A 25,529-nucleotide genomic window follows, 5' to 3' on the forward strand; every position below is an offset into this window, starting at 1 on the left:
AACAAAAGCAACACGATCCGTTGCTAACTTTCATAAGCTAAACGCTTGTTACCCTTTAAATTCTTTTTTTACGTCTTTCGCTGCATCTTTAACATCTTCTTTTGCTTCTGCAGCTTTTTCAGGAACATCTTTGGTGGTTTCTTTTGCTTCATCGACACCAGCAGAAACAGTTTCTTTGGCCGCTGCCGCAGAATCTTTAACGTCAATATAGATATCTTCTGCTGCATCTTCGGCAATTTCACCTAAATCTTCTGCGTGATCTTGAGCATCGTCAGCTGCTTTTTTAAATTGATCAGATAAATCACCTGTTTGTTTTTTAAAGTTATCAAGCATGTCGCCAGAAACACCTTGTGCTTTATCCAATGAATCTTTTGTTTTTTCTTTGACAGAACCTGCCAAATCAGAGGCTTGATCTGATAAAACGCCGGCTTTTTGTTTTGCGATTTCTGTTAATTCTGTTCCTTTTTGAACAGCATAATCTGTGTAATCTTGCGCTTTGTTTTTTAAATCATCTGTTTGATTTGATAAATCATCACGTAATTCTTTACCTGATTTTGGTGCAAGTAATAATGCGGCAACGGCTGCTGCTGTTCCACCAATTACTGCTCCTAAGAAAAATCCGCCTTTTTTAGCCATAAAAATCTCCTCCAATTAGTTATTTGTTTTTTTATTTTTTGAACGCATTGCTCTAAAAGCAGAACCGCCTACTTTACTCACTAAACCAGCTTTCGCTGTGCCTTTCCCTACGGTTCCTACCTTTGTAATCAAATGTTTACTTGAGGTGTTCAATTCAGAGACACTTTCGCTTAAATCAGCAACGGCCGTAAACAACGGATCAATCGTTGCCACTTTTTGATTCACATCTGTCAATAGTTCATTACTTTTAACAAGCAAGCCTTCCACTTGGCGACTCAATACATTCACATCGCTAGTCACGACTTTGATTGTTGTATTTGTTTCATCAATTGTATCTTCAATTTTTGAAACAACTTGAGAGACTTTATATAACACAAGTACTAAAAAGATGACTAAAACAACAAATGCTACCGCTGCAATTAAGGCAGCAATTTCCCCACCTGACATATCATTACTCCCCTCTGAAATTTTATTTATAATCTTAGGATAACACCAACTTATATTTTTCACAACTCATAAAGCTAAGAATGACAATTTATTTTATAAAATTCTCATGCCCTTTTCTTTAAGAAAATAAGCGTAAAATTTCCTTCTAACGAATTGAAATTTTACGCTTATTTTTATTTATTTTTCTTTTGGTTGCTCTTTTTTCGCTAATTGAGCACCTAAATTAATAATGTATTCTCGCAAATTATCTTTTACTTCTGGATGAGTCAAACCATATTCAATGCTTGTTTTCATAAACCCAAATTTATCGCCAACGTCGTAACGTTCACCTTTAAACTCACGAGCAAAAACGCGTTGTGTTTTATTTAAAGTGTCAATCGCATCTGTTAACTGAATTTCGTTACCAGCTCCTGGTTTTTGATTTTCAAGTACATCAAAAATTTCAGGGGTTAATAAATAACGGCCGATAATCGCTAAATCACTTGGTGCTTCCTCGGGTTTTGGTTTTTCAACAAAGTTCTCGACATTGTATAGTCCTTTTTCGATTTCTTTTTCTGGATTGATAATACCATATTTTGAAGTATCTTCATGGGGTACTTTCATTACCGCAATTGTCGAAGCATGTGTTTGTTCATAATCATCCATTAATTGTTTCGTTAATGGCACTTTATCTTCCATTAAATCGTCGCCTAACATCACGACAAAAGGTTCATTGCCAACAAATGCTTTCGCTTGTAAAACAGCGTGTCCTAAGCCTTTCGGATGGGATTGACGAATAAAATGTAAATTAACATCCGTTGTTTCTTCGACTAATTTCAATAAATCGGTTTTATTTTTTTCTTTTAAATTATTTTCTAATTCAACATTTGAATCGAAATGATCTTCAATCGGACGTTTGGCTTTGCCTGTCACAATTAAAATATCTTCGATTCCTGAAGCTAGTGCTTCTTCTACAATAAATTGAATCGTTGGTTTATCAACAATCGGTAACATTTCTTTTGCCATCGCTTTGGTAGCCGGCAAGAAACGTGTTCCTAACCCAGCTGCTGGAATAACTGCCTTTTTAACTTTCATCTTTTTTCCTCCTAAAAATCAAGTGTAAATTCGTTTTCGGTTTTGCCATCGCGCAACATGATTTCTTTTGCTGCTTGTTGTACATCTTCGTCATTGTACAAGACATTGTAGATTGTTTCTGTGATTGGCATTTCGACTTCTAATTGTTGTGCCAATTCATAGGCTGCTTTAGTTGTTGAAACACCTTCCACAATCATGCCCATGTTTTCTAAGACTTCATCTAACTTATGGCCTTTTCCTAATAAATTACCCGCACGCCAATTTCGAGAATGGACACTTGTACAAGTAACAATTAAATCCCCAACACCACTTAAACCAATAAATGTTAATGGGTTTGCTCCCATCGCAACCCCTAAACGACTAATTTCTGCTAAACCACGAGTCATAATTGCCGCTTTGGCATTATCACCAAAGCCTAAGCCATGAATCGCTCCGGCGCCCAAAGCAATAATATTTTTTAAGGCCGCCCCTGTTTCTACACCAATCACATCATCATTCGTATAAATTCTAAAGTAATCATTCATAAACAACTCTTGCACATACACAGCGTCTGCTAAATTTTCGCTTGCTGCTGTAATGGTTGTGATATCATGAACAGCGACTTCTTCTGCATGGCTTGGACCAGATAAAACCACAATCCCTTGCCGTTTTTCTGCTGGAATCTCTTCTGCTATCACTTCTGAAATCCGCTTATGTGTACCTTGCTCGAGCCCTTTACTTGCATGAATAATAATTGGTTTTGTTTTTAAATGTTGGGCCACTTCTTGTGCTACTAAACGAATGGCTTTAGTTGGTACCACAAACAGTACCGCATCCACATCTACTAAAGCAGTAGCTAAATCAGTGGTTGCCTGAATTGAAGTAGGTAAGATTAATTCTGGTAAATAATGTTTGTTGGTGTGTTTTGTATTTATTTCATCGATTTGCTCTGGTTTATTTCCCCAAATACAGACCTCGTGTCCATTTTCGGCTAATACTTGAGCTAAAGCTGTCCCCCAGGAACCTGGACCTAAAACAGCGACTTTTTGTTTCATCGGTGAAACTCTCCTTTCGCTAAACAACGTTACTTCTTTAGTTTACCATATTCTTCGATCAAGTTGGATTAAGAAGTTGTTATTTTTTTCTTTTGTTTCTCCCGATTGTAAAATTTCAAATTGGGATTTCTTCTACGAACGATCACAATAACAATTGCTGCCACGAACATCACTAAAGACAACAATTGTGAGACACGAATGTTACTAAACGCATACAAACTGTCCATCCGTAAGCCTTCGATGAAGAAACGGCCGAAAGAATACCATATTATATAACCTAAAAAGACTTCGCCTTCTTTTAAAAAGTGTGGCTTTTTGCGTAATAACACTAAAACGATAAAGCCTAAAACATTCCAGACAGATTCATATAAAAATGTTGGTTGATGATACGTTCCGTTGATATTCATGTTATCAATGATAAACGTTGGTAAATGGAGATTTTCTAAAAATTGTCTGGTGGTCGCTGGCCCATAGGCTTCATGATTCATAAAGTTGCCCCAGCGACCAATTGCTTGCGCTAAAATCACACTTGGTGCGGCAATATCTAAAAAAGTCCATGTAGAAATGAAACGATGACGCGTAAAGAAAAACAGCGCCAGTCCCCCACCAATAAGACCACCATAAATCGCTAAGCCACCATTTCGAGTAAAGAAAATTTCAATCGGATTGTCTACATAATCTTGCCATTGAAAAGCGACGTAATACAAGCGCGCGCCAACAATTGCTGCAGGTAATCCCCAGAGCATAAAGTCAAAGACATCATCTTCTTTTAAACCAACACGAACGGCTTCACGACTACTTAGCCAAACAGCTAAAGCAATCCCTGAAACAATAATAATTGCATACCAATAGACGGGAATACCGAAAAGGCGAAATGCAATTGAATTTACTTGAGCTAACATCATCACATCTTCTCCTTCTATTCTCCTGAATTTTCTTCAATCAAACGGGTTAAGCGCTCTTCGAACGTTTTTGTTGCATCATAGCCCATTGTTTTCGCGCGGAAGTTCATTGCTGCTACTTCAATGATAATGGCCACATTTCGGCCGGTCTTAACAGGAATACGAATCTGAGGGACATCAACGTTAGCTATTTCAACCATTGCATCATCACTACCAAGACGATCATATTTCTTGTCTTTTTCCCATGCCTCTAAATAAACGACCAATTGAACTTGCATAAAGCCGCGGACCGCACTAGCTCCAAACAGGTTCATGACGTCAATAATTCCGATACCACGAATTTCAATTAAATGCTGCAAAATTTTTGGTGGCTCTCCAACCACGGTTAATTCATCTTGCTGATAAACATCGACACGATCGTCTGCGATTAGCCGATGTCCACGTTTAATAAGCTCTAAAGCTGTTTCACTTTTACCAATACCGCTATCTCCTTGAATCAAAACACCAAGTCCATAAACATCAACTAAAACCCCATGGACACTTGTCCGAACAGCTAAACGGCCATCTAAATAACTGGATAGTTCCCCTAGTAAACGGGAAGTTGAAATCGGTGAACGTAATACAGAAACCCCATTTTCTTTTGCTGCTGTAATTAATTCTTCGGGGATTTCTAGTCCTCTGGATACTATAAAGGCTGGAGTATCTTTCGCACATAAACGGCGCATCACTAATAAACGCTCTTCAGGCATCATTCGTTCTGCAAAGGTAATTTCTTTGCTCCCAAATAATTGTAAACGGTCATGGGAATAATAATTAAAATACCCAGTTAATTCTAAACCTGGCCGGGAAATTTCACCAGTTTTAATTGTTCTATTTAAGCTTTCTTCATCTCCGTATACTACTTCTAAAGAAAGATTTTCTACCAGTTGATAAATCTTTACCACTTCTGTCATATCGAATGTCAGTCCTTTCTGCTACTTGTTATATTTTATCATTTAAAAATACAAGTTTCTAGCTATTCACTAGATAATTCCTAGAATTATCATATTTCAAAAAAATGAAACTATTTTTCAGTGAAATTACCTATGCTATTTCTGTTACTTGACTATTTCAGAAAACTTTGTATACTTGAAGCCGATCCTTTTAAGAAAAGAGGAAACTTATGAAAGAATATTTAAAGGAAAAAGCCCATCAATTACCGTTAACACCGGGTGTTTATTTAATGAAAGACGCAACCGACACAATTATTTATGTGGGTAAAGCCAAAAAATTAAAAAATCGCGTGTCGAGCTATTTTATTAATAGTAATCAACATTCTCGAAAGACGATGCGTTTAGTCAAACAAATTATAGACTTCGATGTTCTCCATACTGACACAGAATTGGATGCGCTCCTCCTAGAATGTCAACTGATTCAACAGTATCGGCCGCGCTACAATCGCCAAATGAATGCTTATGAACAATATTCTTATGTATCGGTAGCCGTTAATGAGCGGCAATTAGAGATTAAACTCTTAAATATTCCCACTAAAGAGAACTGTTTTGGTCCTTATTCGATTCGCCGAAAATTAAACCGTTTAAAAATAATTTTGGATAGTATCTACGATCTCGTCCCAACCAACTATTGGCATCAAACCTTTCAAAAAGAGAGTGCCATTCCGACCGAACTATTTCAACAAGAATTGTTCGACTTTTTCCATAATCAAGGACGAGAACCAATCAAACGAATTGCTCAACAAATGCAAGAAGCTGCTGAAAAACAAGCCTTCGAAAAAGCGGCAAAACTCAAAGAAGATTGGCTCTTTTTGACGCGCTTTGCAAACCAAAATCAACGAATTAGTCAAGCTAACCAACGAGATTGGCAACTGATGTGGTTACCTTGTCAGAAAAAAATCAAATACTATTTAATTTACCAAGGCTTGGTGGTAGCAACACGTGTTGTAACTAAACAAACGTTTCAAAAATATTCATCGCTTGAACTAGCAAAAAAAATCATGCCCAAAAAACCACCGAAAACAATTGAGCATTACTCGAAGCAACAAGTTGATTTTTTAAACATTTTATATGGCTATATCAGCCGCCATCCAGAATGTCACCTAGAAAATTTAACCATCGAAAAAGCCTGAAGAACGCATTTTATGCTACGTTCTTCAGGCTTTTTTTATTCATATTTAGATAAATTGTGATCCGTAACGATCGTATTGACAATTGACATAATTACAGCCATTAGCACCGCTGCCCAAAAACTTGAGAAGCCAAAGTTCATTTCCCCCACAAAAAACGAGGTCATTTGTAAAATCGCTGCATTGACAACAAAGCTAAATAGACCAAACGTTAATAAAGTAAATGGGAGCGACAAGATTGTTAAGACTGGTTTCACCAACATATTTAGGATTGAGAGAACAAAGGCGGCAATAATTGCAGGCATTATGCCTCTCACATGAATCATGCCAGGAAAAACAACTGATAAAGAAATGAATGTCAGTGTATTAACAACCAATCGCTGAAAATATGTCATTAAAAGTCACTCCATTCGTCATCATCAATTTTTTCCGCTTCTTTACGTTGCTTTTTATTGGCAGCATAAGGATTTTCATTGCGAACATTTCTATTATAAGGATTTTGATGGCCGTAGCCGCGATCGCTTCCTGTTCTTCCAGAAGGGATCAAGACTGCTAAGGCAATGTATAAGAGAATGCCTGGAAATCCTGCTGAGAAAAAGCTGAGCAAGACATAAACGACACGAATAATTGTTGGGTCAATTCCTAGCCAATCAGCAATCCCAGCTAAGCTTCCTGTTAAAACCACGTTATTCGGAGATTTTGTTAGTTTTCTTTTCATATGTTTTCACCTCGTCTACTAAATTTTACACTAGAAAGGCTGATTCGTCAGCCCATCTAGCTTAAAATTATTAATTATTTATCCGTATCTTTTAGGAAAATACTTCCCGTTGTTGTAGAAGCATTAATTTGAGCCATTGATTCTTCCAGTACACGTCTAAAATGTAATTGTTGATTGCCGCGATCTTTCTTTTCACGAACAACTTCAATATCTGTTAAACGGCTGTTAATACTACCTAAATTCGTTTTCACTTGCCCTTCAACGCCTAAGTTATTTGGCAAGGCCAACTTGATATTCCCATTTGCAGAGCTTGCTTCAACACGGCGAAGCGTTTTTTCTTTAGCTGTAATGCGGATATCTCCATTAATCAGAGAAACACTTAGACTTTCTGGTGCCGCGGAAATAGACACATCACCATTGACTGTTTCAATAATGTTATCTAAAATCGTTCCTTCTAGGACTTTAATTTCACCATTCACGCCTTCAATTTCTAACATAGTTGCATCAATTTTTTTAAACGTAATCGTCCCATTCGTTGATTTTGTGTAAACATCTTTCGCTGTTAACTCTTCTACTAAGACATTTCCGTTTAATAATTTAACAGATACATGATCGTAAGTGCGTTTTGGTAAATAGAACGTTAAATCTGCTTTCACCCGTTTGTTTGGCACTTGGAAAGAAATTGTTTCATCATCCACATCAATGTCACTTCGTTCTAAGAAAGCTTCCATTGGTGAATCTCCTGCCATTTTACCATATAATTTGATTTTTGCTTCGACTTTCACATCTTCTTGATCCCAAGTTTTGAAAACCACGGTACCATTTGCTACCTTGACATCAATTAAACTTGCTTGTGGATTTGGATAGTTAAACTCATGTTCAAACTTAGTTGTTGCCACACCAGGAACTTTCATTTTAATGTCTTTCCATTCCACATTATCATTCATGGTATCACTGAAAGAATTAAATGTTTTTTTCAAGAATTCTCCCACTTGGCCGCCAACTTCGGCAACTTTACCGCCGACTTGGTTAAAGGTGTCTGTGGCTTGATCTTTCCACTCTTCAGAGAATTGAGAAGAAACTTTTTCTTTTGTATCATTCCATTGACCTTTCCATTGTTCTTTGCGAATATTTTTTAGTTCTTCTTCCAGTGCTGTTTTTTCAGTACTTTGAGTCGCTAATTTTTCTTCTAATTGTGCAAGTAAAACGTGCAAGTCTTTTCGTTGAACTTGTTCATCTTCTGTTAATGCATCTAATTCTTCTTTTGTATCTAATGTTCCAATTTCTTCAGCGACTTCTTTAATTTCTTCTTTGATGCCGGCAATTTCTGCGTTGACTTCGTCCAATTCAGCCGAAGCACGATTGGCTTTTGTTGCTAACTCATCAAGAATTCTTTCTAAGTTTTCACGATCTTTTTCTGCACTGTCCTGTGTATTTTCTTCAAACGAATCAACAGTAGGTCCTTCTGATTCGCCTTTTTCTAATGCATCCATTAAATCTGCGACTTGATCTTCTTTATTTGTTGTTCCAATATTTTGTGTATCAACTTTTTCAGCAGCTTTTTCGATTTGTTTTTCATCTTTTTCAGTTGCCATATTTTCTAATAAAATTAACGCTTCTTCTGACGTTAGAATACCTTTTTTCACTAATTCTAATACGCGTTCTCTTTCTTTCATGGATATTGCCTCCTTAGCAAATTTTTCACTCAATAGTGTTTTCCTTACATGCATTATTATGCCTTGTTTTTGATCATTTGTCATAGGACTTAAGAACGATTTCTTCTCATTAGTAAGGACTAGTTTTATAAAATCAGTTCATTTTACGCTAAAAAAACTAGGAATTGGTCTAAAAAAGGCCGTCTCCTAGTTTTTTTATTTGTTTTTCTTAAAATTGTTCGTCACGATTACTATTCAATTCGGTAATTTTACCAGTTGCCAAGTAAACAATCCACTCACAAATATTTGTGACATAGTCGCCAATTCTTTCCAAGTATTGTGCCACATGTAGATAATCAGTTCCGCTAATGACCGTTTCTGGATTAGCTTTCATTGCTTCTACGGCATGTTTGTAAATACTATCGAAATATTCATTAGTACGATCATCCATTTGTGCAATCATTCGTGCATCTTTTTGATCCGTTTTAACGTAGGCGATTAAAACATTATCCACCATTTTTTTCACATAATCAGACATATCTGAAATTTCTTTTTCGATTTCAGGAATACGTGTTTCTCCTTTTAAGCGAATCGTTGATTTAGCAATTGAAACGGCATGGTCCGCCATTCTTTCTAAATCCGAACTAGCTTTCATAACAGTGATAATCATACGTAAGTCTGTTGTCACTGGTTGTTGTAACGCAATCATTTCAAAACTCTTTTTCTCAAGTTTGACTTCCATATCATTGATTTCAATATCGCGATCAATCACTTCTTGAGCTAATTTTTTATCATGATTAATATATGCCTTCACGGATTTATGGACGGCACTACTAACCATCATACCCATTTCATAAAATTGATTGTGCAGATTCAATAGTTCTTCTTCAAATTGTGTCCGTAACATTCTTTTTCCCCCTTTTAACCAAATTTACCAGAAATGTAATCTTCTGTTTGTTTTTCTTTTGGATTTAAAAATACTTTTTTCGTGTCATTAAATTCAATTAAATCACCTTGTAAAAAGAAGGCCGTTTTATCAGAAATCCGTGATGCTTGTGACATATTATGTGTCACCATAATCATGGTATATTTCTCTTTTAATGTTAACAGCATGTTTTCAATTTTACCACTAGAAACTGGGTCCAAGGCGCTAGTTGGTTCATCTAATAAAATAATATCTGGTTCCACAGCTAACACACGAGCGATACAAACCCGCTGTTGTTGTCCACCAGAAAGTGAAAGTGCACTTTTGTGAAGTTTATCTTTGACATCCTCCCAAACAGCAGCAGCTTTCAAACTGGTTTCAACTGCTTCATCTAAGACTTGCTTGTCTTTGACTCCTTTTAGGCGCAAGCCATAAATCACATTTTCATAAACTGAAAACGGAAATGGATTAGGTTGTTGGAAAACCATGCCAATTTCTTTACGTAATTCAACGTTATCTGTTTTCGGTCCATAAATATCTTTTCCTTTATAGACAACACTTCCAGTAATAGTTACGTCTGGGATTAAATCATTCATACGATTCAAGCAACGTAAATACGTTGACTTCCCGCAACCAGAAGGACCAATCATGGCAGTTAATTCTCCTTGATTAAAAGTTAAATCAATGCCTTTCAATGCTTCTTTTTTCCCGTAATATAAATGTAAATCTTTTGATGAAATAATTTCTTTGCCCATCTTGCTCCTCCTAACCAAAATGTCCTGAAACGTAGTCTTCCGTTGCTTGAATTTTTGGTCGTGTAAAGATTTTTCTTGTATGGTCGTATTCAATGACTTTACCCATATAGAAGAAAGCTGTATAGTCACTAATCCGCGCCGCTTGTTGCATGTTATGTGTCACAATGATGATCGTGTAATCATCTTTTAAATTCACTAACGTTTCTTCAACCGTTCCTGTTGAAATCGGATCTAACGCGCTTGCCGGTTCATCTAACAATAAAATATCTGGTTTCATCGCAATTGCCCGAGCGATACACAAACGTTGTTGTTGCCCACCAGACAGAGCTAAGGCGCTTTTGTTTAAGTTATCTTTCACTTGATCCCAAAGTGCGGCTTGCTTCAAACTTGTTTCAACGATTTCATCTAATTTTTTCTTATCCTTTTCACCATGCTGTTTCAATGCGAATGTGATATTTTCATAGATAGATTTACTAAATGGATTGGGCCGCTGAAAAACCATGCCAATGCGTTTTCTCATTTCGTAGACGTCAACTTCTTTCGTATTGACATCGACATCTTTATACATAATTTTTCCAGTAACACGTGAATTGGCAATGCCATCGTTCATACGATTTAGCGAACGTAAATACGTGGATTTACCGCAACCAGAAGGCCCAATTAAGGCGGTTATTTTGTTCTTTTCAAATTGCAAATCAACACCTTTGATAGCCTCATTGTCCCCGTAAAAGACATGTAAGTCTTCCGTGTGTAACGCAATCGGGTCTTTTTGGCTATCTAGTTGAAGTAAATGGGTATCATTTAAATTGTATTCTTTCATGCTAATTCCCCTAACATTAAGCTGATGTCATTCTCTTATAAAGACGGTTGCCGATAAAACGAGCGCCGAAATTGAAAAGTAAAACTACTAAAATTAACACAGCGGAGGCACCTGCTGAGACCGCAGCGCCATCTGGCATCGTTCCTTCGGTATTAATTTTCCAAATATGCACAGCCAACGTTTCCGCTTGACGGAAAATGCTAATTGGACTTGAAACGCTCAATGGATTCCAATTACTGAAATCTAAGGCAGGTGCGCTTTGTCCTGCTGTATAAATTAACGCAGCGGCTTCACCGAAAATCCGACCAGAACTCAAAATAACACCTGTCAAAATTCCTGGTAACGCTTCTGGCAAAATAACTTTTTTAACTGTTTCCCAACGTGAAAGACCTAAGGCTAACCCCGCTTCACGCTGTGTATAATGAATGGCTTTCAAAGATTCCTCAACATTTCTAGTCAATAATGGTAAGTTAAAAAATGTTAATGCTAACGCACCTGATAAGATTGAAAAGCCATATCCGATTTGTACAACGAAAATCAAGAAGCCGAACAGCCCGACAACAACGGAAGGCAATGAACTTAAAATTTCAATTGAGGTACGAATTAAATCAGTTAACCAATTCTTTTTCGCATATTCCGATAAGTAAATTCCAGCACCCAATGAAATTGGAATACTAATAATCATTGTAATCAATAGTAAATATAGTGAGTTAAAAAGCTGAATACCAATCCCACCACCAACTTGATAAGCTCTGGATGGTTGTGTTAAAAATTCCCACGAAATATGTGGAATTCCTCTAGCTAAAATGTAAATCAGTAAGGCCGCCAAAATTAAAACAATGACGCCAGATACGGCATATAAGATACCTGTTGCGATTTTATCTGCTTTTTTTGCATTCATTATTTTAAGGCTCCTCTCTTACCGATAATTCGGATAACAATGTTGAATAGTAAAGACATCAACAATAGAATCAAGGCTAAAGACCAAAGAACGTTGTTTTCAACTGTTCCCATAATTGTATTCCCAATCCCCATTGTCAAAATACTTGTTAGTGTCGAAGCTGGTGTTGTCAAACTAGTTGGCATCACAGCTGCATTTCCGATTACCATTTGGATTGCTAAGGCTTCACCAAACGCACGAGCCATACCAAAGACAACCGCAGTTAAAATACCAGGCACAGCTGCCCGCAAGACAACTTTATAAATCGTTTGCCAACGCGTAGCACCAAGCGCCAACGACGCTTCACGATAATGTCGAGGCACAGCTTTTAATGCATCTACGGTCATCGTAGTAACCGTTGGTAAAATCATGACAAATAGCACAAACGTACCAGCTAAAATACCGAAGCCAGTTCCGCCAAAGATTGAACGGACAAAAGGAACAATGACAGATAAACCAATAAATCCATAAACAACAGAGGGGATCCCTACAAGTAATTCAATAACTGGTTGTAAAAATTTTGCTCCTTTTTTAGGTGAAATTTCTGTCATAAAAACAGCCGCTCCAATCGCAAATGGTGTCGCAACAATCGCTGACAAAAACGTTACAATAAAGGAACCCGCAATCATCGGTAAAGCCCCAACCATGGGTTTACCGTCTGCGCCGATATCACTTGGGTTCCAGTTTGTTCCAAATAAGAAATCAAACACGTTAATCTTATCTTTAAAGAATGTAGCAAGTCCTTTACTTGCAACAAAATAGAAAATTGAAACAACCACTGCTACAATTAAGGCAATACATAGGAAACTAATAAATTTCCCTCGTTGCTCCATCTTGGCTCTTTTCGATTTTGTTAATAATTTTTTCTGTACATCTTCCAAGAATATTTCCTCCTCAAACAATCCAACTTTTACAGATAAAAATAGTGTACCTTTTTTACATCAATTTGTTTTTAATAACATGTAAATTTTATGTTAAGTTTGTAAATTTTGTGTTAAGAGAATTATTTAATGACATTTCCTTGCCAATCCCGTTCAATTTCCATTTTTGAAACAGGAATATACCCTAATTGACCAATCACACGTTCTTGGATATCATCTGACAACATAAAGTCTAAAAACTCTTTGGTTAAATCACTTGGATTTTTACGAGTGTACATGTGTTCATAAGACCAAATAATCCATTTATTGTTCATTACATTTTCATCTGTTGGCTGAACACCATCAATACTTAACGTAGCTACTTCATCAGTAACATATGAAAATGCGGTATAACTAATCGCTCCTGGTGTATCAGAAACAATGGAACGAACCATGCCGCTGGAATCTTGTTCTTGCGCACGAATGGCTGTTTTATCTCCCAAGACCCACTTTTCAAAAGTCGCACGCGTACCACTACCGGCCGCTCTGTTCAAAATAACAATTTTTTGATCTTTCCCGCCAAGTTCTTTCCAGTTTGTTACTTCACCTAAAAAGATTTTCTTTAAATTTTCCATTGAGATATCTTTGACACCGACATTTTTGTTAACGATTGGTGTAATCCCAACAACAGCAACTTTATGATCAATTAAGTCTTCCGCTTTGATGCCCTTTTTCTCTTCTGCAAATAAATCAGAATTACCAATGTCTACCGCACCAGATTGGACTTGACTCAGACCTGTTCCGCTTCCGCCCCCTTGGACATTAATAAATCTTCCCGGATTTTGACTTTGATATTCCTCACTCGCTGTCTCTACTAATGGTTGTAAAGCTGATGAGCCTACCGCTGTGATGGATTCACCACGATCAATCCATTTTGCACATCCTGTCAAAGTAAGTATACTTGCCAAACCAATAAATAATAGCAATCTTTTTTTCATCGATTCATTATTCCTCCAATTAATTTCAATCTATTCTATTTTACCATTATATGTAGGACTTGAAAATTATAAGTTATCAATTTGTTGGTACAACTGAGAAAACTCTTAAATTAAATAACAAGTATTTTAAAACTAAAACAAAAAAAACTCTCCAAAATGGAGAGCTTTTTTTCGTTTAAATTTTCAAGAAACGACGCATTGAAATAACTGAACCTAGTGATCCAATAATCATTCCTGTTGCAATCATTAATAGATTGACTTTCCAGATAAAATCTTCTGGACGAATTAATGAATAATTCGAACGCAATAACTGCGGGTTAAACATGTTATAAACTTGATGGTAGCCTAACGTCATAATAATGACTGGCACGATTGCGCCAATCAACCCAATCCAAGCACCTTCTAAGAAGAACGGCCAACGAATGAAACTGTTTTTGGCTCCTACAAGACGCATAATTTGGATTTCTTTTTGACGAGATAAAATCGTAATCCGAATAGTGTTGGAAATTAAGAACACTGCAACGAATAAAAGTAATGCAGCAGCTGCTAAGCCCCAAGTTCGAACGGTTTGAGCGATTTTAAAGATTTTGTCTGAATTTACACCACCGTAATCGGCTTTAAAAACACTTGGGAATTTAGCTGCTTGTTTCGCAATATCTTTCGTGTCTTCTGGTGTTTTCGCACGGACATAATACACATCATATAATGGGTTACTGTCGCCTTCGAAAAGATTCCAGGCATCCCCCATTTGTTCTTGGATTTTTTTCAATTGTTGATCTTTGTTTGAATAAGAAATATCTTCAACATTGTCTAATCCTTTAAGTTGTTTTTCTAATGTTTTCATTTCATTTTGTTTTGTACCAATATCGACAAAGACAGACACTGTCACGTTTTTTTCGATATCATCAGCAAGTTTCGTTGCATTAAAAATAACGCCCATAAAAATACCAACTAAAACTAATGTAATTGTAACCGCACTTGCTGAGGCAACAGTCATCCAACCGTTCCGTTTTAAACTTTTGATACTTTCAAATAAATGAGAAAAGAATGTTCTAATCATCGTAGCCGTATTCTCCTTCCACTTGGTCACGGATAATGCGACCATTTTCAATGGCAATAACACGGTGACGAATCGTATTTACAATTGTACTATTATGCGTTGCCATCACGACTGTTGTTCCTTGTGCGTTAATCCGGTCCAACAATTTCATGATTTCCCATGAATTCTCTGGATCTAAGTTCCCAGTTGGTTCATCGGCAATTAAAACTTTCGGTGTATTTACAATTGCTCGTGCAATGGATACCCGTTGCTGTTCCCCACCAGAAAGTTCGCTTGGAAAAACACGTACCTTATGTTTTAGACCGACTAAATCTAAAACTTCCATCACGCGTTTTTTGATTTCGCGAGGACGTCGTCCGATAACTTGCATCGCATAGGCCACGTTCTCATACACAGTTTTCTTTGGTAATAGTTTATAGTCTTGGAAAACGATGCCGATTTCACGACGTAAATAAGGAACTTCTTTATTTTTTATTTTCATTAAATCATGACCTGCAACTGTCAAATTACCTTTTGTTGCTTTTTCTTCACGATACATTAATCTAATAAAGGTTGATTTCCCTGCACCTGAGGGACCAACCACATAGACGAACTCGCCTTGGTCAATCTCTACTGAAATATTTCGAATCGCTGTTGTACCATTCGAATATTTCTTCATTACATCTTTCATTTCAATCATGGCGTTCTCTCCATCTCTTTTTTCTTCAATCCTACTCATTATAACATGTCAATATTGCAAACTTCTTGCATTAAGTTACATTTTTATTTCAATTTAATGAAGAGCTTAACTTAAGCGCTGTTTTAAGTAGGCATCAATGAAACCATCAAGGTCTCCATCCATCACAGCTTGTACATTGCCGGTTTCGTAATTTGTCCGATGGTCTTTGACCATTGAATACGGATGGAACACGTAAGAACGGATTTGTGAGCCCCAGCCAATTTCCATTTGTTCACCACGTAAACTTGCTGCTTCTTGGGCTTTCTTTTCCATTTCCAATTGATATAATTTGGCTTTTAACATACTCATTGCTTGCTCACGGTTTTTTAATTGAGAACGTTGTGCTTGGCTTGCGACAACGGTGCCTGTTGGAATATGTGTAATTCGAACAGCCGATTCTGTTTTATTAATATGCTGACCACCAGCACCACTTGCTCGATAGGTATCAATTTTTAAGTCATCTGGATTGATCGCAATCTCTATTGTATCGTCTAATTCAGGCATTACATCAACTGAACAAAACGAAGTATGACGGCGTTTGGCGGAATCAAAGGGCGAAATCCGCACAAGACGATGGACACCTTTTTCAGATTTTAGGTAACCATAAGCATTGTAACCTTTGATTAATAAGGTGACACTTTTAATCCCTGCTTCATCTCCAGCTTGGTAATCCAACGTTTCAACTTGGAAACCGTGACTTTCTGCCCAACGTGTGTACATTCGTAAAAGCATACTTCCCCAATCTTGTGATTCAGTACCACCGGCACCAGGGTGTAATTCAATTAGGGCATTATTATGATCATATGGCTCATTTAGTAGTAAGGATAGCTCATACGTTGTTAAACGTTCTTGCAAGAGATGAATTCTTTCTTCCAATTCTTCTTGAATCTCTGTATCATATTCTTCTTGTTGTAATTCAAACATCACCGTTAATTCGTCAAGTTCCTCAGAGAGCTGATGAAATTGTTGATATTTTTCTTTCAAACTATTGGTTTCGTTAATTAGCTTTTGAGCCGTTTCTGTGTTGTCCCAAAAACCAGGTTCTCCCATCCGATTTTCCGCCTCGGCAATGTCTTCTTCTAACTGGTCTAAGTCAAAGAGACCTCCTGAAGCTAGTAATTTTTTGTGTCATTTCGTCTAATAATGTACGAATTTCTGGGTTTTCCAAAATGATTCCTTCTTTCTCTTTATGGTAAAAAGAGCAAAGGCGGGACAAATTGCCCCACCCTGCGTTTTTTCTTTAATTAAGCGTTTCTTCCATGACAATTTTTGAATTTTTTGCCACTTCCGCATGGGCATAAATCATTACGGCCCACTTTTTTATCTACACGCACAGGTTGACGCTTCGCACTTGTGTTGCTTTGTGCAGCTGCATCTTGTTCTGTTTCTGGATGTTCCGCTTGTCCTTGAGCTACTTGCTCACGTTGGACATTTTGGCGAATTTCCGATTTCATGAATAAACGTGTTACTTCATATTCGATTGAACCCACCATATTGTTATACATAGAATAACCTTCTGTTTGATATTCTACTAATGGGTTGTTTTGACCGTACGCACGTAAGCCGACAGATTGGCGTAATTGATCCATTGCATCAATGTGATCTGTCCATTTAGTATCGACAACACGCAAGATGACTACTTTTTCAAATTCTAGCAATTGTTCTTGGCCATTCAATTGTTGAGATTTTTCTTCAAATACTTCTTGCGCACGTGCCACTAAGTAGTCTTTGATTTCTTCAGCTGATTTATTTTCTAAATCTTTTTTAGAAATCGTATCTTCATGGACAAGTGTTGAGGCTGCAAAATCGACAATCCCATCTAAATTCCATTCTTCTTTTTCTAATTGTGTATGGCTATCCACCACTCGGCCAATCGTCCGTTTTACCATGCCCATCAATACATCAGACAAGTCATTTTCTTCCATAATTACTTCTTGTCGTTGCGCATAAATAACTTCACGTTGCTCGCGCATCACGTCATCGTATTGTAAGACATTTTTACGTGTGTCATAGTTATTTCCTTCCACACGTTTTTGAGCAGACTCTACTTGGCGAGTAAACATTTTACTTTGAATAACTGCATCTTCTTCTTGCACATTCATTCGTTCTAAGAATGTTTTAATTCGTTCTGAACCAAAGCGTTTCATTAAGTCATCTTCTAAAGATAAATAAAATTGTGAAACCCCTGGATCCCCTTGACGTCCTGCACGTCCACGCAACTGATTATCAATACGACGTGACTCATGACGTTCTGTCCCGATAACTGCTAGACCACCTAGTTCAAGTACACCTAAACCAAGTTTAATATCCGTTCCACGACCAGCCATATTTGTTGCAATTGTAACTGCGCCTTTTTGACCGGCATTCATAATGATTTCGGCTTCTTTAAAGTGATTTTTCGCATTTAATACTTCATGAGGAATTTTAGCTGCGTTTAATTTATCAGAAAGTAATTCTGACGTTTCTACCGCAACAGTCCCCACCAACACTGGTTGCCCTTTGTGGTAACGTTCTTTAATATCTTCCACCACTGCATTAAATTTACTTTCTAAGGTTGGATAAAGTAAATCTGGACGATCGTCACGGATAATTGGACGATTGGTTGGGATTTGAATGACTTGAATATTGTAAATTTCACGGAATTCTTCTTCTTCTGTTTTAGCAGTACCAGTCATCCCGGCTAGTTTTTTGTACATCCGGAAGTAGTTTTGGAACGTAATCGTCGCCATTGTTTTTGTTTCATCTTCAATTTCGACGCCTTCTTTTGCTTCAATCGCTTGATGCAAGCCATCAGAATAACGACGACCATCCATGATACGACCAGTAAATTGGTCAACAATTAAGACTTTATTGTCTTGAACCACGTAATCAATGTCTAATAACATGATATAGTTTGCCCGTAACGCTTGATCTAAATGGTGCGTTAATGCTGTATTTTCAATATCGTAAAGGTTATCCAATCCGAAAGTTTGTTCAGCTTTTTCAATACCTGCTTCTGTTAAACCAATTGTTTTAGACTGAATATCAATTTTGTAATCTTCGTCTTCTTTTAAGCGTTTGACAAAATTATCGGCACGCGTATAGAGTGCTGTCGATTTTTCAGCTTGTCCAGAAATAATTAATGGGGTTCTTGCTTCATCAATTAAGATTGAATCCACTTCATCGACAATTGCATAGTTTAATGGACGTTGAACCATTTGGCTGCGATAAACAACCATGTTATCACGCAAATAGTCAAATCCTAATTCGTTATTTGTACTATAAGTGATATCACAGTTATACGCTTCACGTTTTTCATCAGAAGATTTAGAGTTAATGTTTAAGCCAACGCTTAAGCCTAAGAAATTATATAATTCTCCCATTTCGTTAGAGTCACGGGTTGCTAAGTATTCATTAACTGTAACAACGTGTACTCCTTCGCCAGATAGTGCATTCAAGTATACAGGCATTGTGGCAGTCAAGGTTTTCCCTTCACCTGTTCTCATTTCAGGGATGTTCCCGTCATGAAGCACAATCCCACCCATTAATTGGACACGGTATGGGAATAAACCTAGTACTCGTTTAGCAGCTTCACGGACAACCGCAAACGCTTCTGGTAATAGTTCGTCTAAGGTTTCCCCTTTTTGATAACGGGCTTTAAATTCATCTGTTTTTTCACGTAATTGTTCATCGCTTAGTTGTTCCATTGCACTTGCATGTGCATCAATTTTATCGGCGATTTTTTCTAATCGTCTTAATTCTTTTTTATCGTTTTCAATCATTTTTTTCAAAAAATTTGCCATTGGTATCTGTGTTCCTTTCAATTACCTCTTTTTATTTTTGTATCCTTTTTGTACAAGAAGCACAATCTATCCGTTTTATTTTATCATTACTTGACGAGAAAGAAAACCATTTCTCTCTATTTTACAGACATTTTCCTTTAAAAGAGGAACTTTTAAAGTTATTTTATGTATTTCTTTATTTTTTCTTTACTCCGTGCTTTAAAGATGTTTAAAGAGCTGAAATGCACGAAGGCATTTCAGCTCTTATTTTAAGCTTTAGTCTGTTTCAATCAAGCCATATTTGCCATCTTTACGACGATAAACAATGCTTGTTCCATTTGTTTCAGCATCTTCAAAAATGAAGAAGTTGTGTCCTAACATGTTCATTTGTAAAACAGCTTCTTCACTGTCCATCGGTTTTAATGATAGACGTTTTGTACGAACGATGTCTAATTCTGAAGGTGTTTCTTCTGTTTCTTCACCAACTAAGAAGACAGCGGCTTTTGTATTGTTACGTCCTGTTTCACGAGATTTTCTGTTGATTTTTGTTTTAAATTTACGAATTTGTCGTTCTAATTTATCGACAACCAAATCAATACTTGCGTATAAATCAGGTGACGTTTCTTCAGCTCGTAAAACTAGATAAGGAAGAGGAATAGTAACCTCGACTTTGGCTGTTTTTTCAGTGTACACTTTCAAATTCACGTGAACCGTTGCTTCAGGTGAATCGCTGAAATATCTTTCTAATTTACCGACTTTTTTCTCAACATAGTCTCGAATCGCTTCGGTTACCTCGATATTTTCTCCACGTACATTATATCTAAACATAACAATTACCCCTTTCATCTACCAGTAAAGAAAAGATTAAAGGACCACTCTTTAATTCCCTTCTTCTTAATTTCATTATATCGAATAATCTGGGTTTTGCCAACAAAATAGTTATCAAATTTATGAATTCTTTTCTTTTTACCGCGCGAGAGTAAACGTATTCAAACTTTTAGGATAACAGTCATTGATAACAGCAGCTGCGTGGAAAAGAGTTCGTCCAGTGGTATAGATGTCATCCACCAAAATAACAGAACAATTTTTTAATTTTTTTTGGTTTTCTTTTTGGATGGCAAATGGTTGTTGCAACTGCATCCTTTCCTTTCTAGTTTTTTTAGATTGCGGAACATTTTCCTCTTTTCTAATTAAAAAAGGGCTGTACGGAACATCAGCCGCTTCTAGTAAGCCAATTACTTGGTTGAAGCCTCGTTCTTGCATTCGTTTTTCGGATAAGGGCACCGGAATAATATAGTCCGCAGATTGTTGCTGAAAGTAAAAGTTGATTTCCTCGTTAAAACACATTCTTAAGCGATAGTCTCCTTGAAATTTATAGCGTTCCATCCACTCTTGCATTCCTTCATCATAATGAAACAACGCTGCATTATGAAAAGAATACTCTGGATAAAGCAGCTGCCACCTTTGACAATCAAAACAATAGCGCTCTTGGCTGACGCGACTACAGCCAAAACAAGTGCCTGTCATTGGCAGTTTCTGGAACTTTGCTTGGCAGTGCTGGCAAAGTGAAGGCCTCGCCCATTTTTTAAAACGTAAGAGCATTTTTAATGTTATCTCCAAACGAATGGGGCTTGCGCAATTTTTACAATCCATCTAACATCCCTCGTTTGCTAGCCAAGCGATTCATTTGCTTTATTTGCCGAATTGCCTCTTTCATGTCTCTTGTTTCCCCATCATGTAAAAATAAAACTTCGCCGTAATTGAATTCTTGTCTTCGATCGACTCGGCCCGCAATTTGGACAAGTGTTGAAGAAGTGAAGACTCGATGATTGGCACCATAAACAATAACTGAGACTGCATCAAAAGTCACACCACGTTCTAAAATGGTTGTAGTGATCAAAATATCCGTTTTCTGCTGACGCATTGCTTGAACTTTTTCTAGGCGAAGCTCATCACTACCATAAACGGCGACAACTTCTTTGTCGGAAAATCGCTCAGCTATTAATGCATGCAATTGGTGAATTAATGAAATGCTTGGGCAAAATAGTAAAACTGAATTACGCACCAATAAACGTTTCAAATGATGTGCAATGATTTTAATATTTTTGCTAGAAAGACGTTGCCACGACTGAACCCAAAATCGGCGTGGCACAGGTAATGGCCTACGATGATATCTTGCTGGCAAAATACTGGCTGCTAACTTCTTTTGCTGTAAAAGCTTCCGTAATTCTTTCGTAGGGGTTGCTGTTAAGTACACCAAACTACTTCTTTTTTTTCGTGCGTTACGCACTCCATAATAAAGATGCTCGTTATTAACAAAAGGAAAAGAGTCGACTTCATCAACGATAAGTAAATCAAACGCTTGATGGAATTTCAATAATTGATGGGTGGTGCAAATCACTAGTTTCGTATAACGATACGATTCTTGACTGTTTCCGTGGAGTAAAGCAATTGCTTCATGAGGAAAAACCGCTTGGATTCTGGGAAACAGTTCTAAGCAAACATCGACACGCGGCGAAGCCAGCGCAATTCGTCCCCCTTCTTGTAAGGTTTGGTGCAAAACAGCAAATAACATTTCTGTTTTGCCTGCACCTGTAACTGCCCACACTAAGCGATTCTCTCTTGCTTTTGCTGTCTCACAAAGTTCAACCGAGATCGCTTGCTGTCCCTTTGTTAATTGTCCAGACCACTCAAAAAAGACAGTTCTTGGGCTATTGGGCCTTTCTGGTAAATGACAAAATTTTTGACAAGAAGTCACACGGCCTAATTGAATGCACGCATGACAGTAGTATACATTTGTCGCTAGTCTATTTTCTTTTTTTGATACGACTTCCCCGCACCGCTGACATTGAATTGTTAGGGGTGAATGCTCTAACATTGTTGGTAAATAAACCAGTTTTGTCTGTATTGAAGGTTCTGTTTCTTCAAGAATTATTTTACGTCCATGCAAATCTTCCATGTTAACCACCTCAATTATAAAATACGCATTTCTCTAGCTTTTTTGCGAAAAAGGAGATCTCCCACCGTTATCTTTCTATTCTTATCTAGTCGTTACCTACTAAACAAACTCTTGATACGCTTTATTGTTTACACGAATCTTCTACTTTCGACTTACCTATATGCAGCTTTTTTATAAACAAATTTATCTACCTTTAAAGAAAAATTAATGTTAAAGTATATCTAGTAATTCAAGCTTTAATTTGAAAAGACTAGAAAGGAGCAAGCTTTATCATGGAAAATATTTTTTTAAAAAGACTAGAACTCAAAGCTTTTGAAGAAGATTCTGTTTTTTCAAAAATTGAAGGGCTGAATAAATTTAATTTACTAAATTTTAAAAAACCTATTACTTTTTTTTCAGGTGAAAATGGAACTGGAAAATCCACTTTATTAGAAGCAATCGCAGTCAATTGGGGATTTAATCCTGAAGGCGGTAGTATTAATTTTAATTTCTCTACAAACGATACTCACTTGGATTTACATAATTATTTAACTGTTGGAAAAAGTGTAAAGCGTGCTACGGATGGCTTCTTTTTAAGAGCTGAAAGTTTCTACAATGTTGCTACATATGCAGAAAATATAGACTTAGATTTTTCTGAATATGGCGATAAATCCCTACATCATCAATCACACGGCGAAAGTTTTTTGAATCTGGTGAACCATCGGTTTAGAGGAAATGGTCTGTACCTGTTAGATGAACCTGAAGCTGCTCTCTCACCTCAACGCCAACTAGCCTTAATGATATCTATAAAAAAACTAATTGATGAGGGGTCTCAGTTTATTATTGTCTCTCATTCACCTATATTACTTGCAATGCCTGACTCACAAATTATTTCTTTTGATAAAGATAGTCCTTTAGAAATCACGTATGAAGAAAGTATGCCTTATGAAATAACCTCATTATTTTTAAACAACAAAAACAGAATTCTCTCTCATTTATTTGCTGAATAAGTCTGTTATTCGAATTGCTTATGCCATACTATAATGACTCGTATATAAAAATATTGTTAATCATTCTTTGAATTACTACTTTTAGACTACGGAAAAAGGCGTTTATTATTCAGAAAATAGATTGTTAAGTATGTTTTTTTAGTATCTAGATTAAAGTAAAAAATTAAAGACAGTTGTCTTTCTCTAGCTCACAGGACTAATTTCGGCTCTATAATTTATGGAACTGATAAACCAGAATGACTGCCTCAGCTCAATTCCAATTAACTAAAATCATAAAAAAAGACAAGTTGCTTTTTCGAAGATTCTCGAAAAAACAACTTGTTTTTACTCTTTTTTATCTGCTTGTGCTAACAAATCCAAGGCTTGTTCCAACACTTTTTCCCCGTTCATTAAGCCGTAATCAGACATGCTAATGACATCTGTTGGGATACCTTTTGGTGATAGACGCTTTTCAAAATCACTCTTCATATAACGAACTTGTGGACCTAACAATAACACATCGACTGGATTATTTTCTAAATTTGTGTCTGCTTCCGATGCAGAAGCCGCAAATATATGGGCATCTAAGCCTTGATTAAATGCTGCTTTTTGCATTTTTGTAACAAGTAAACTAGTACTCATTCCTGCGGAGCAAACTAACATAATTGTTTTTTTTGACATTTTAACAGCCCCTTTTACCATTGCCTTTTTCAATTTTCAACATTATCTATTAAAAATATTATAGTGTAAAGTTAATTTTTGTCAATCATTCTTGTTTTTTAAAGCGGATACAATCTTGGTTTAAACGTACCATGCTGATTTCAGTAATTTATTAAATACCACATATTCTTTTTCCAAATTCACTTGAACTACTTGGTAACTCGCATTCAACCAACCATAAGCGCCCTTTTCTGGATGCTTATAATCGTTTGCCCACCAATCGACATCTGTCTTAGCAGTTTTTGGTAAACCAGAATGAGGGAATAACAATTCATCAAACTGGGTAAAGGTCAAGGTAACTTGGGAACCGCCATTCGTTTTCAAATAATGAGTAATTGTATCATATTTTTTCTGTCGTGTATGTACCATTTTCCAGCGCCTCCCTTTTCTCTATCATACCTTATTATAACGTTTTTTTCCAAAAATCTCACAAAAAAGATGAGAGAAAAAGTTGCTATTCAGTTGATTCTTTTTTATACTGACTTTATTACGAGAGAAAAGGATACCCATATGTTAGAAAGCTATATTACAGTCAAACAAGATGGTTTCAGCGAGATTGAAATCAAGAAATCGCGATTTATCTGTTCTGTAAAGCGCGTAACATCAGAAGAAGAAGCAAAAGCCTTTATCGCCGCAATAAAAAAAGAACATTGGAAAGCCAATCATAATTGTAGTGCTTTTGTGATCGGCGAAAAAAATGACATTCAGCGGAGCAGCGATGACGGCGAACCTAGTGGCACTGCTGGTGTTCCAATGCTGGAAGTCTTAAAGAAAAAAGAGTTAATCAACGTAGTGGCTGTTGTCACTCGTTATTTTGGCGGAATAAAATTAGGCACTGGTGGTTTAATCCGAGCATATAGTCATGCTCTTTCCCACACTTTAGATGAAATTGGTTTAGTCATTGGCAAATTGCAACAAGAGCTATTGATTACGATCGCCTATCCTTTATTAGGAAAAGCCCAGGCCTTTTTAGAACATAGTCCCTACACGCTTAAAGAAACTATTTACACAGAGTCTATTCAGTTAATTTGTTTAGTAGATGAACAAGCAACAGAAACATTTATAGCTGAAATGACGGATTTACTTAACGGTCAGTTGACAATTGAAAAAGGCGCAACGAGCTATCACGAACTACCATTTAACGAAAAAGGAGCACAAGCAAATGACATTTGAAGAAGTATTGCCACAGATTAAAGCAGGAAAAAAAGCCGTACGTAAAGGCTGGAGCGGTTTTGAACTTTTTATTGAATTACGTGATGAAATTGGCACCTCCGAAGGTGAATTTTTACAAGTTACCCCGTATTTTTTAATCAAAACTTCTGATGAAGGCTACAGCATGTTTTCACCAACACCTTGTGATGTCTTAGCAGAAGATTGGGTGATTGTTGAAGCATAACTACACACATAAGGTCTGGCAGATTACGGCGATTGCTCGTTCTTCCAGACCTTAATTTTTA

Annotated in this window: 28 protein-coding genes; 4 read left to right on the plus strand and 24 right to left on the minus strand. The window is 36.8% G+C overall.

Annotated elements, in window-relative coordinates:
• Positions 1-48: 48 nt before the first annotated feature.
• From IGL36_RS07315 to hprK, 6 genes are all read right to left on the minus strand, one after another.
• A complete protein-coding gene (locus IGL36_RS07315) occupies positions 49-636 on the minus strand; it encodes a YtxH domain-containing protein (protein WP_002381831.1) in 588 nt (195 codons plus the stop codon).
• A gap of 15 nt (positions 637-651) precedes the next feature.
• Positions 652-1,083 (minus strand): DUF948 domain-containing protein, encoded by a 432-nt coding sequence (locus IGL36_RS07320; protein WP_002357316.1) that lies wholly within the window; start codon positions 1,081-1,083, stop codon positions 652-654.
• Positions 1,084-1,260: 177 nt separating this feature from the next.
• Entirely contained in the window at positions 1,261-2,157 is an 897-nt protein-coding gene (gene galU, locus IGL36_RS07325) for a UTP--glucose-1-phosphate uridylyltransferase GalU (protein WP_002357314.1), read from the minus strand.
• A gap of 11 nt (positions 2,158-2,168) precedes the next feature.
• Complete coding sequence (locus IGL36_RS07330) at positions 2,169-3,191, minus strand: NAD(P)H-dependent glycerol-3-phosphate dehydrogenase (protein ID WP_002398344.1); 1,023 nt, start codon at positions 3,189-3,191, stop codon at positions 2,169-2,171.
• Positions 3,192-3,259: 68 nt separating this feature from the next.
• On the minus strand, positions 3,260-4,093 hold the full coding sequence (lgt, locus tag IGL36_RS07335) for a prolipoprotein diacylglyceryl transferase (protein ID WP_002381830.1): 834 nt from the start codon (positions 4,091-4,093) through the stop codon (positions 3,260-3,262).
• 17 nt (positions 4,094-4,110) lie between these two features.
• Complete coding sequence (gene hprK / locus IGL36_RS07340) at positions 4,111-5,046, minus strand: HPr(Ser) kinase/phosphatase (RefSeq protein WP_002357309.1); 936 nt, start codon at positions 5,044-5,046, stop codon at positions 4,111-4,113.
• A gap of 209 nt (positions 5,047-5,255) precedes the next feature.
• On the opposite strand from hprK, the gene IGL36_RS07345 reads away from it, so the two are divergent.
• The gene (locus IGL36_RS07345) at positions 5,256-6,218 is read left to right on the plus strand and encodes a GIY-YIG nuclease family protein (RefSeq protein WP_002361928.1); all 963 of its coding nucleotides are present in this window, start codon (positions 5,256-5,258) and stop codon (positions 6,216-6,218) included.
• 35 nt (positions 6,219-6,253) lie between these two features.
• On the opposite strand, the gene IGL36_RS07350 is transcribed toward IGL36_RS07345, so the two are convergent.
• The 16 genes from IGL36_RS07350 to IGL36_RS07425 form a co-directional block, all read right to left on the minus strand.
• On the minus strand, positions 6,254-6,610 hold the full coding sequence (locus IGL36_RS07350; RefSeq protein WP_002357307.1) for a phage holin family protein: 357 nt from the start codon (positions 6,608-6,610) through the stop codon (positions 6,254-6,256).
• Positions 6,610-6,933 carry a PspC domain-containing protein gene (locus IGL36_RS07355; protein ID WP_002357306.1) on the minus strand — a complete coding sequence of 108 codons (324 nt, stop codon included), beginning with the start codon at positions 6,931-6,933 and terminating at the stop codon, positions 6,610-6,612. Before IGL36_RS07355 ends, IGL36_RS07350 begins: the two co-directional genes overlap by 1 nt.
• Positions 6,934-7,007: 74 nt before the next feature.
• A complete protein-coding gene (gene liaX / locus IGL36_RS07360) occupies positions 7,008-8,609 on the minus strand; it encodes a daptomycin-sensing surface protein LiaX (RefSeq protein WP_010717009.1) in 1,602 nt (533 codons plus the stop codon).
• Positions 8,610-8,817: 208 nt separating this feature from the next.
• Positions 8,818-9,495, minus strand: a complete 678-nt coding sequence (gene phoU / locus IGL36_RS07365; RefSeq protein WP_002357304.1) for a phosphate signaling complex protein PhoU — start codon at positions 9,493-9,495, stop codon at positions 8,818-8,820.
• 14 nt (positions 9,496-9,509) lie between these two features.
• On the minus strand, positions 9,510-10,268 hold the full coding sequence (gene pstB, locus IGL36_RS07370; protein ID WP_002357303.1) for a phosphate ABC transporter ATP-binding protein PstB: 759 nt from the start codon (positions 10,266-10,268) through the stop codon (positions 9,510-9,512).
• Between the two features lie 10 nt (positions 10,269-10,278).
• On the minus strand, positions 10,279-11,088 hold the full coding sequence (gene pstB / locus IGL36_RS07375) for a phosphate ABC transporter ATP-binding protein PstB (protein ID WP_002357302.1): 810 nt from the start codon (positions 11,086-11,088) through the stop codon (positions 10,279-10,281).
• Between the two features lie 16 nt (positions 11,089-11,104).
• Positions 11,105-11,989 carry a phosphate ABC transporter permease PstA gene (gene pstA / locus IGL36_RS07380; RefSeq protein ID WP_002357300.1) on the minus strand — a complete coding sequence of 295 codons (885 nt, stop codon included), beginning with the start codon at positions 11,987-11,989 and terminating at the stop codon, positions 11,105-11,107.
• Positions 11,989-12,909: a phosphate ABC transporter permease subunit PstC gene (gene pstC, locus IGL36_RS07385; RefSeq protein ID WP_002357299.1), complete on the minus strand. Its 921-nt coding sequence runs from the start codon at positions 12,907-12,909 to the stop codon at positions 11,989-11,991. The genes pstA and pstC overlap by 1 nt, the downstream gene beginning before the upstream one ends.
• Before the next feature lie 122 nt (positions 12,910-13,031).
• The gene (locus tag IGL36_RS07390) at positions 13,032-13,886 is read right to left on the minus strand and encodes a phosphate ABC transporter substrate-binding protein PstS (protein WP_002357298.1); all 855 of its coding nucleotides are present in this window, start codon (positions 13,884-13,886) and stop codon (positions 13,032-13,034) included.
• Between the two features lie 175 nt (positions 13,887-14,061).
• Positions 14,062-14,946: a permease-like cell division protein FtsX gene (gene ftsX, locus IGL36_RS07395; protein WP_002364071.1), complete on the minus strand. Its 885-nt coding sequence runs from the start codon at positions 14,944-14,946 to the stop codon at positions 14,062-14,064.
• Positions 14,939-15,625, minus strand: coding sequence for a cell division ATP-binding protein FtsE (gene ftsE / locus IGL36_RS07400; protein ID WP_002361935.1), 687 nt, complete (start codon positions 15,623-15,625; stop codon positions 14,939-14,941). The genes ftsX and ftsE overlap by 8 nt, the downstream gene beginning before the upstream one ends.
• 105 nt (positions 15,626-15,730) lie before the next feature.
• Positions 15,731-16,832, minus strand: a protein-coding gene (gene prfB, locus IGL36_RS07405; RefSeq protein WP_100068981.1) for a peptide chain release factor 2 whose coding sequence is annotated in 2 segments (ribosomal slippage) — positions 15,731-16,759 and positions 16,761-16,832 — 1,101 coding nt in all. Because the reading frame shifts where the segments join, the coding sequence is not laid out codon by codon here.
• 76 nt (positions 16,833-16,908) lie between these two features.
• Positions 16,909-19,446 carry a preprotein translocase subunit SecA gene (gene secA / locus IGL36_RS07410; protein ID WP_002381826.1) on the minus strand — a complete coding sequence of 846 codons (2,538 nt, stop codon included), beginning with the start codon at positions 19,444-19,446 and terminating at the stop codon, positions 16,909-16,911.
• 255 nt (positions 19,447-19,701) lie between these two features.
• On the minus strand, positions 19,702-20,253 hold the full coding sequence (gene hpf, locus IGL36_RS07415) for a ribosome hibernation-promoting factor, HPF/YfiA family (protein ID WP_002357293.1): 552 nt from the start codon (positions 20,251-20,253) through the stop codon (positions 19,702-19,704).
• A 138-nt stretch (positions 20,254-20,391) separates the two neighbouring features.
• On the minus strand, positions 20,392-21,078 hold the full coding sequence (locus IGL36_RS07420; RefSeq protein ID WP_002361937.1) for a ComF family protein: 687 nt from the start codon (positions 21,076-21,078) through the stop codon (positions 20,392-20,394).
• The gene (locus tag IGL36_RS07425) at positions 21,068-22,384 is read right to left on the minus strand and encodes a DEAD/DEAH box helicase (RefSeq protein WP_002398347.1); all 1,317 of its coding nucleotides are present in this window, start codon (positions 22,382-22,384) and stop codon (positions 21,068-21,070) included. Before IGL36_RS07425 ends, IGL36_RS07420 begins: the two co-directional genes overlap by 11 nt.
• 272 nt (positions 22,385-22,656) lie before the next feature.
• On the opposite strand from IGL36_RS07425, the gene IGL36_RS07430 reads away from it, so the two are divergent.
• Positions 22,657-23,373 carry an AAA family ATPase gene (locus tag IGL36_RS07430; protein ID WP_002398348.1) on the plus strand — a complete coding sequence of 239 codons (717 nt, stop codon included), beginning with the start codon at positions 22,657-22,659 and terminating at the stop codon, positions 23,371-23,373.
• Positions 23,374-23,697: 324 nt separating this feature from the next.
• Here IGL36_RS07430 and IGL36_RS07435 read toward each other — a convergent pair whose 3' ends face one another.
• The gene (locus IGL36_RS07435) at positions 23,698-24,033 is read right to left on the minus strand and encodes a PTS sugar transporter subunit IIB (protein ID WP_002364074.1); all 336 of its coding nucleotides are present in this window, start codon (positions 24,031-24,033) and stop codon (positions 23,698-23,700) included.
• A gap of 120 nt (positions 24,034-24,153) precedes the next feature.
• Positions 24,154-24,441: a DUF7662 domain-containing protein gene (locus IGL36_RS07440; protein WP_002357286.1), complete on the minus strand. Its 288-nt coding sequence runs from the start codon at positions 24,439-24,441 to the stop codon at positions 24,154-24,156.
• 141 nt (positions 24,442-24,582) lie between these two features.
• Between IGL36_RS07440 and IGL36_RS07445 the strand changes: the two genes are divergently transcribed.
• A complete protein-coding gene (locus IGL36_RS07445) occupies positions 24,583-25,245 on the plus strand; it encodes a YigZ family protein (protein ID WP_002357285.1) in 663 nt (220 codons plus the stop codon).
• Positions 25,235-25,468: a DUF2829 domain-containing protein gene (locus IGL36_RS07450; protein ID WP_002357284.1), complete on the plus strand. Its 234-nt coding sequence runs from the start codon at positions 25,235-25,237 to the stop codon at positions 25,466-25,468. Before IGL36_RS07445 ends, IGL36_RS07450 begins: the two co-directional genes overlap by 11 nt.
• The last annotated feature ends 61 nt before the right edge of the window (positions 25,469-25,529 follow it).

It is taken from the genome of Enterococcus sp. AZ011, from assembly GCF_050548355.1.
Classification (GTDB): Bacteria; Bacillota; Bacilli; order Lactobacillales; family Enterococcaceae; genus Enterococcus; species Enterococcus faecalis.

Excerpts from the sequence above, each read along its gene's own strand:
- IGL36_RS07315 (WP_002381831.1), bottom strand. The coding sequence starts at position 636 with ATGGCTAAAAAAGGCGGATTTTTCTTAGGAGCAGTAATTGGTGGAACA.
- IGL36_RS07320 (WP_002357316.1), bottom strand. The coding sequence starts at position 1,083 with ATGTCAGGTGGGGAAATTGCTGCCTTAATTGCAGCGGTAGCATTTGTT.
- galU (WP_002357314.1), bottom strand. The coding sequence starts at position 2,157 with ATGAAAGTTAAAAAGGCAGTTATTCCAGCAGCTGGGTTAGGAACACGT.
- IGL36_RS07330 (WP_002398344.1), bottom strand. The coding sequence starts at position 3,191 with ATGAAACAAAAAGTCGCTGTTTTAGGTCCAGGTTCCTGGGGGACAGCT.
- lgt (WP_002381830.1), bottom strand. The coding sequence starts at position 4,093 with ATGTTAGCTCAAGTAAATTCAATTGCATTTCGCCTTTTCGGTATTCCC.
- hprK (WP_002357309.1), bottom strand. The coding sequence starts at position 5,046 with ATGACAGAAGTGGTAAAGATTTATCAACTGGTAGAAAATCTTTCTTTA.
- IGL36_RS07345 (WP_002361928.1), top strand. The coding sequence starts at position 5,256 with ATGAAAGAATATTTAAAGGAAAAAGCCCATCAATTACCGTTAACACCG.
- IGL36_RS07350 (WP_002357307.1), bottom strand. The coding sequence starts at position 6,610 with ATGACATATTTTCAGCGATTGGTTGTTAATACACTGACATTCATTTCT.
- IGL36_RS07355 (WP_002357306.1), bottom strand. The coding sequence starts at position 6,933 with ATGAAAAGAAAACTAACAAAATCTCCGAATAACGTGGTTTTAACAGGA.
- liaX (WP_010717009.1), bottom strand. The coding sequence starts at position 8,609 with ATGAAAGAAAGAGAACGCGTATTAGAATTAGTGAAAAAAGGTATTCTA.
- phoU (WP_002357304.1), bottom strand. The coding sequence starts at position 9,495 with ATGTTACGGACACAATTTGAAGAAGAACTATTGAATCTGCACAATCAA.
- pstB (WP_002357303.1), bottom strand. The coding sequence starts at position 10,268 with ATGGGCAAAGAAATTATTTCATCAAAAGATTTACATTTATATTACGGG.
- pstB (WP_002357302.1), bottom strand. The coding sequence starts at position 11,088 with ATGAAAGAATACAATTTAAATGATACCCATTTACTTCAACTAGATAGC.
- pstA (WP_002357300.1), bottom strand. The coding sequence starts at position 11,989 with ATGAATGCAAAAAAAGCAGATAAAATCGCAACAGGTATCTTATATGCC.
- IGL36_RS07390 (WP_002357298.1), bottom strand. The coding sequence starts at position 13,886 with ATGAAAAAAAGATTGCTATTATTTATTGGTTTGGCAAGTATACTTACT.
- ftsX (WP_002364071.1), bottom strand. The coding sequence starts at position 14,946 with ATGATTAGAACATTCTTTTCTCATTTATTTGAAAGTATCAAAAGTTTA.
- ftsE (WP_002361935.1), bottom strand. The coding sequence starts at position 15,625 with ATGATTGAAATGAAAGATGTAATGAAGAAATATTCGAATGGTACAACA.
- secA (WP_002381826.1), bottom strand. The coding sequence starts at position 19,446 with ATGGCAAATTTTTTGAAAAAAATGATTGAAAACGATAAAAAAGAATTA.
- hpf (WP_002357293.1), bottom strand. The coding sequence starts at position 20,253 with ATGTTTAGATATAATGTACGTGGAGAAAATATCGAGGTAACCGAAGCG.
- IGL36_RS07420 (WP_002361937.1), bottom strand. The coding sequence starts at position 21,078 with ATGGATTGTAAAAATTGCGCAAGCCCCATTCGTTTGGAGATAACATTA.
- IGL36_RS07425 (WP_002398347.1), bottom strand. The coding sequence starts at position 22,384 with ATGGAAGATTTGCATGGACGTAAAATAATTCTTGAAGAAACAGAACCT.
- IGL36_RS07430 (WP_002398348.1), top strand. The coding sequence starts at position 22,657 with ATGGAAAATATTTTTTTAAAAAGACTAGAACTCAAAGCTTTTGAAGAA.
- IGL36_RS07435 (WP_002364074.1), bottom strand. The coding sequence starts at position 24,033 with ATGTCAAAAAAAACAATTATGTTAGTTTGCTCCGCAGGAATGAGTACT.
- IGL36_RS07440 (WP_002357286.1), bottom strand. The coding sequence starts at position 24,441 with ATGGTACATACACGACAGAAAAAATATGATACAATTACTCATTATTTG.
- IGL36_RS07445 (WP_002357285.1), top strand. The coding sequence starts at position 24,583 with ATGTTAGAAAGCTATATTACAGTCAAACAAGATGGTTTCAGCGAGATT.
- IGL36_RS07450 (WP_002357284.1), top strand. The coding sequence starts at position 25,235 with ATGACATTTGAAGAAGTATTGCCACAGATTAAAGCAGGAAAAAAAGCC.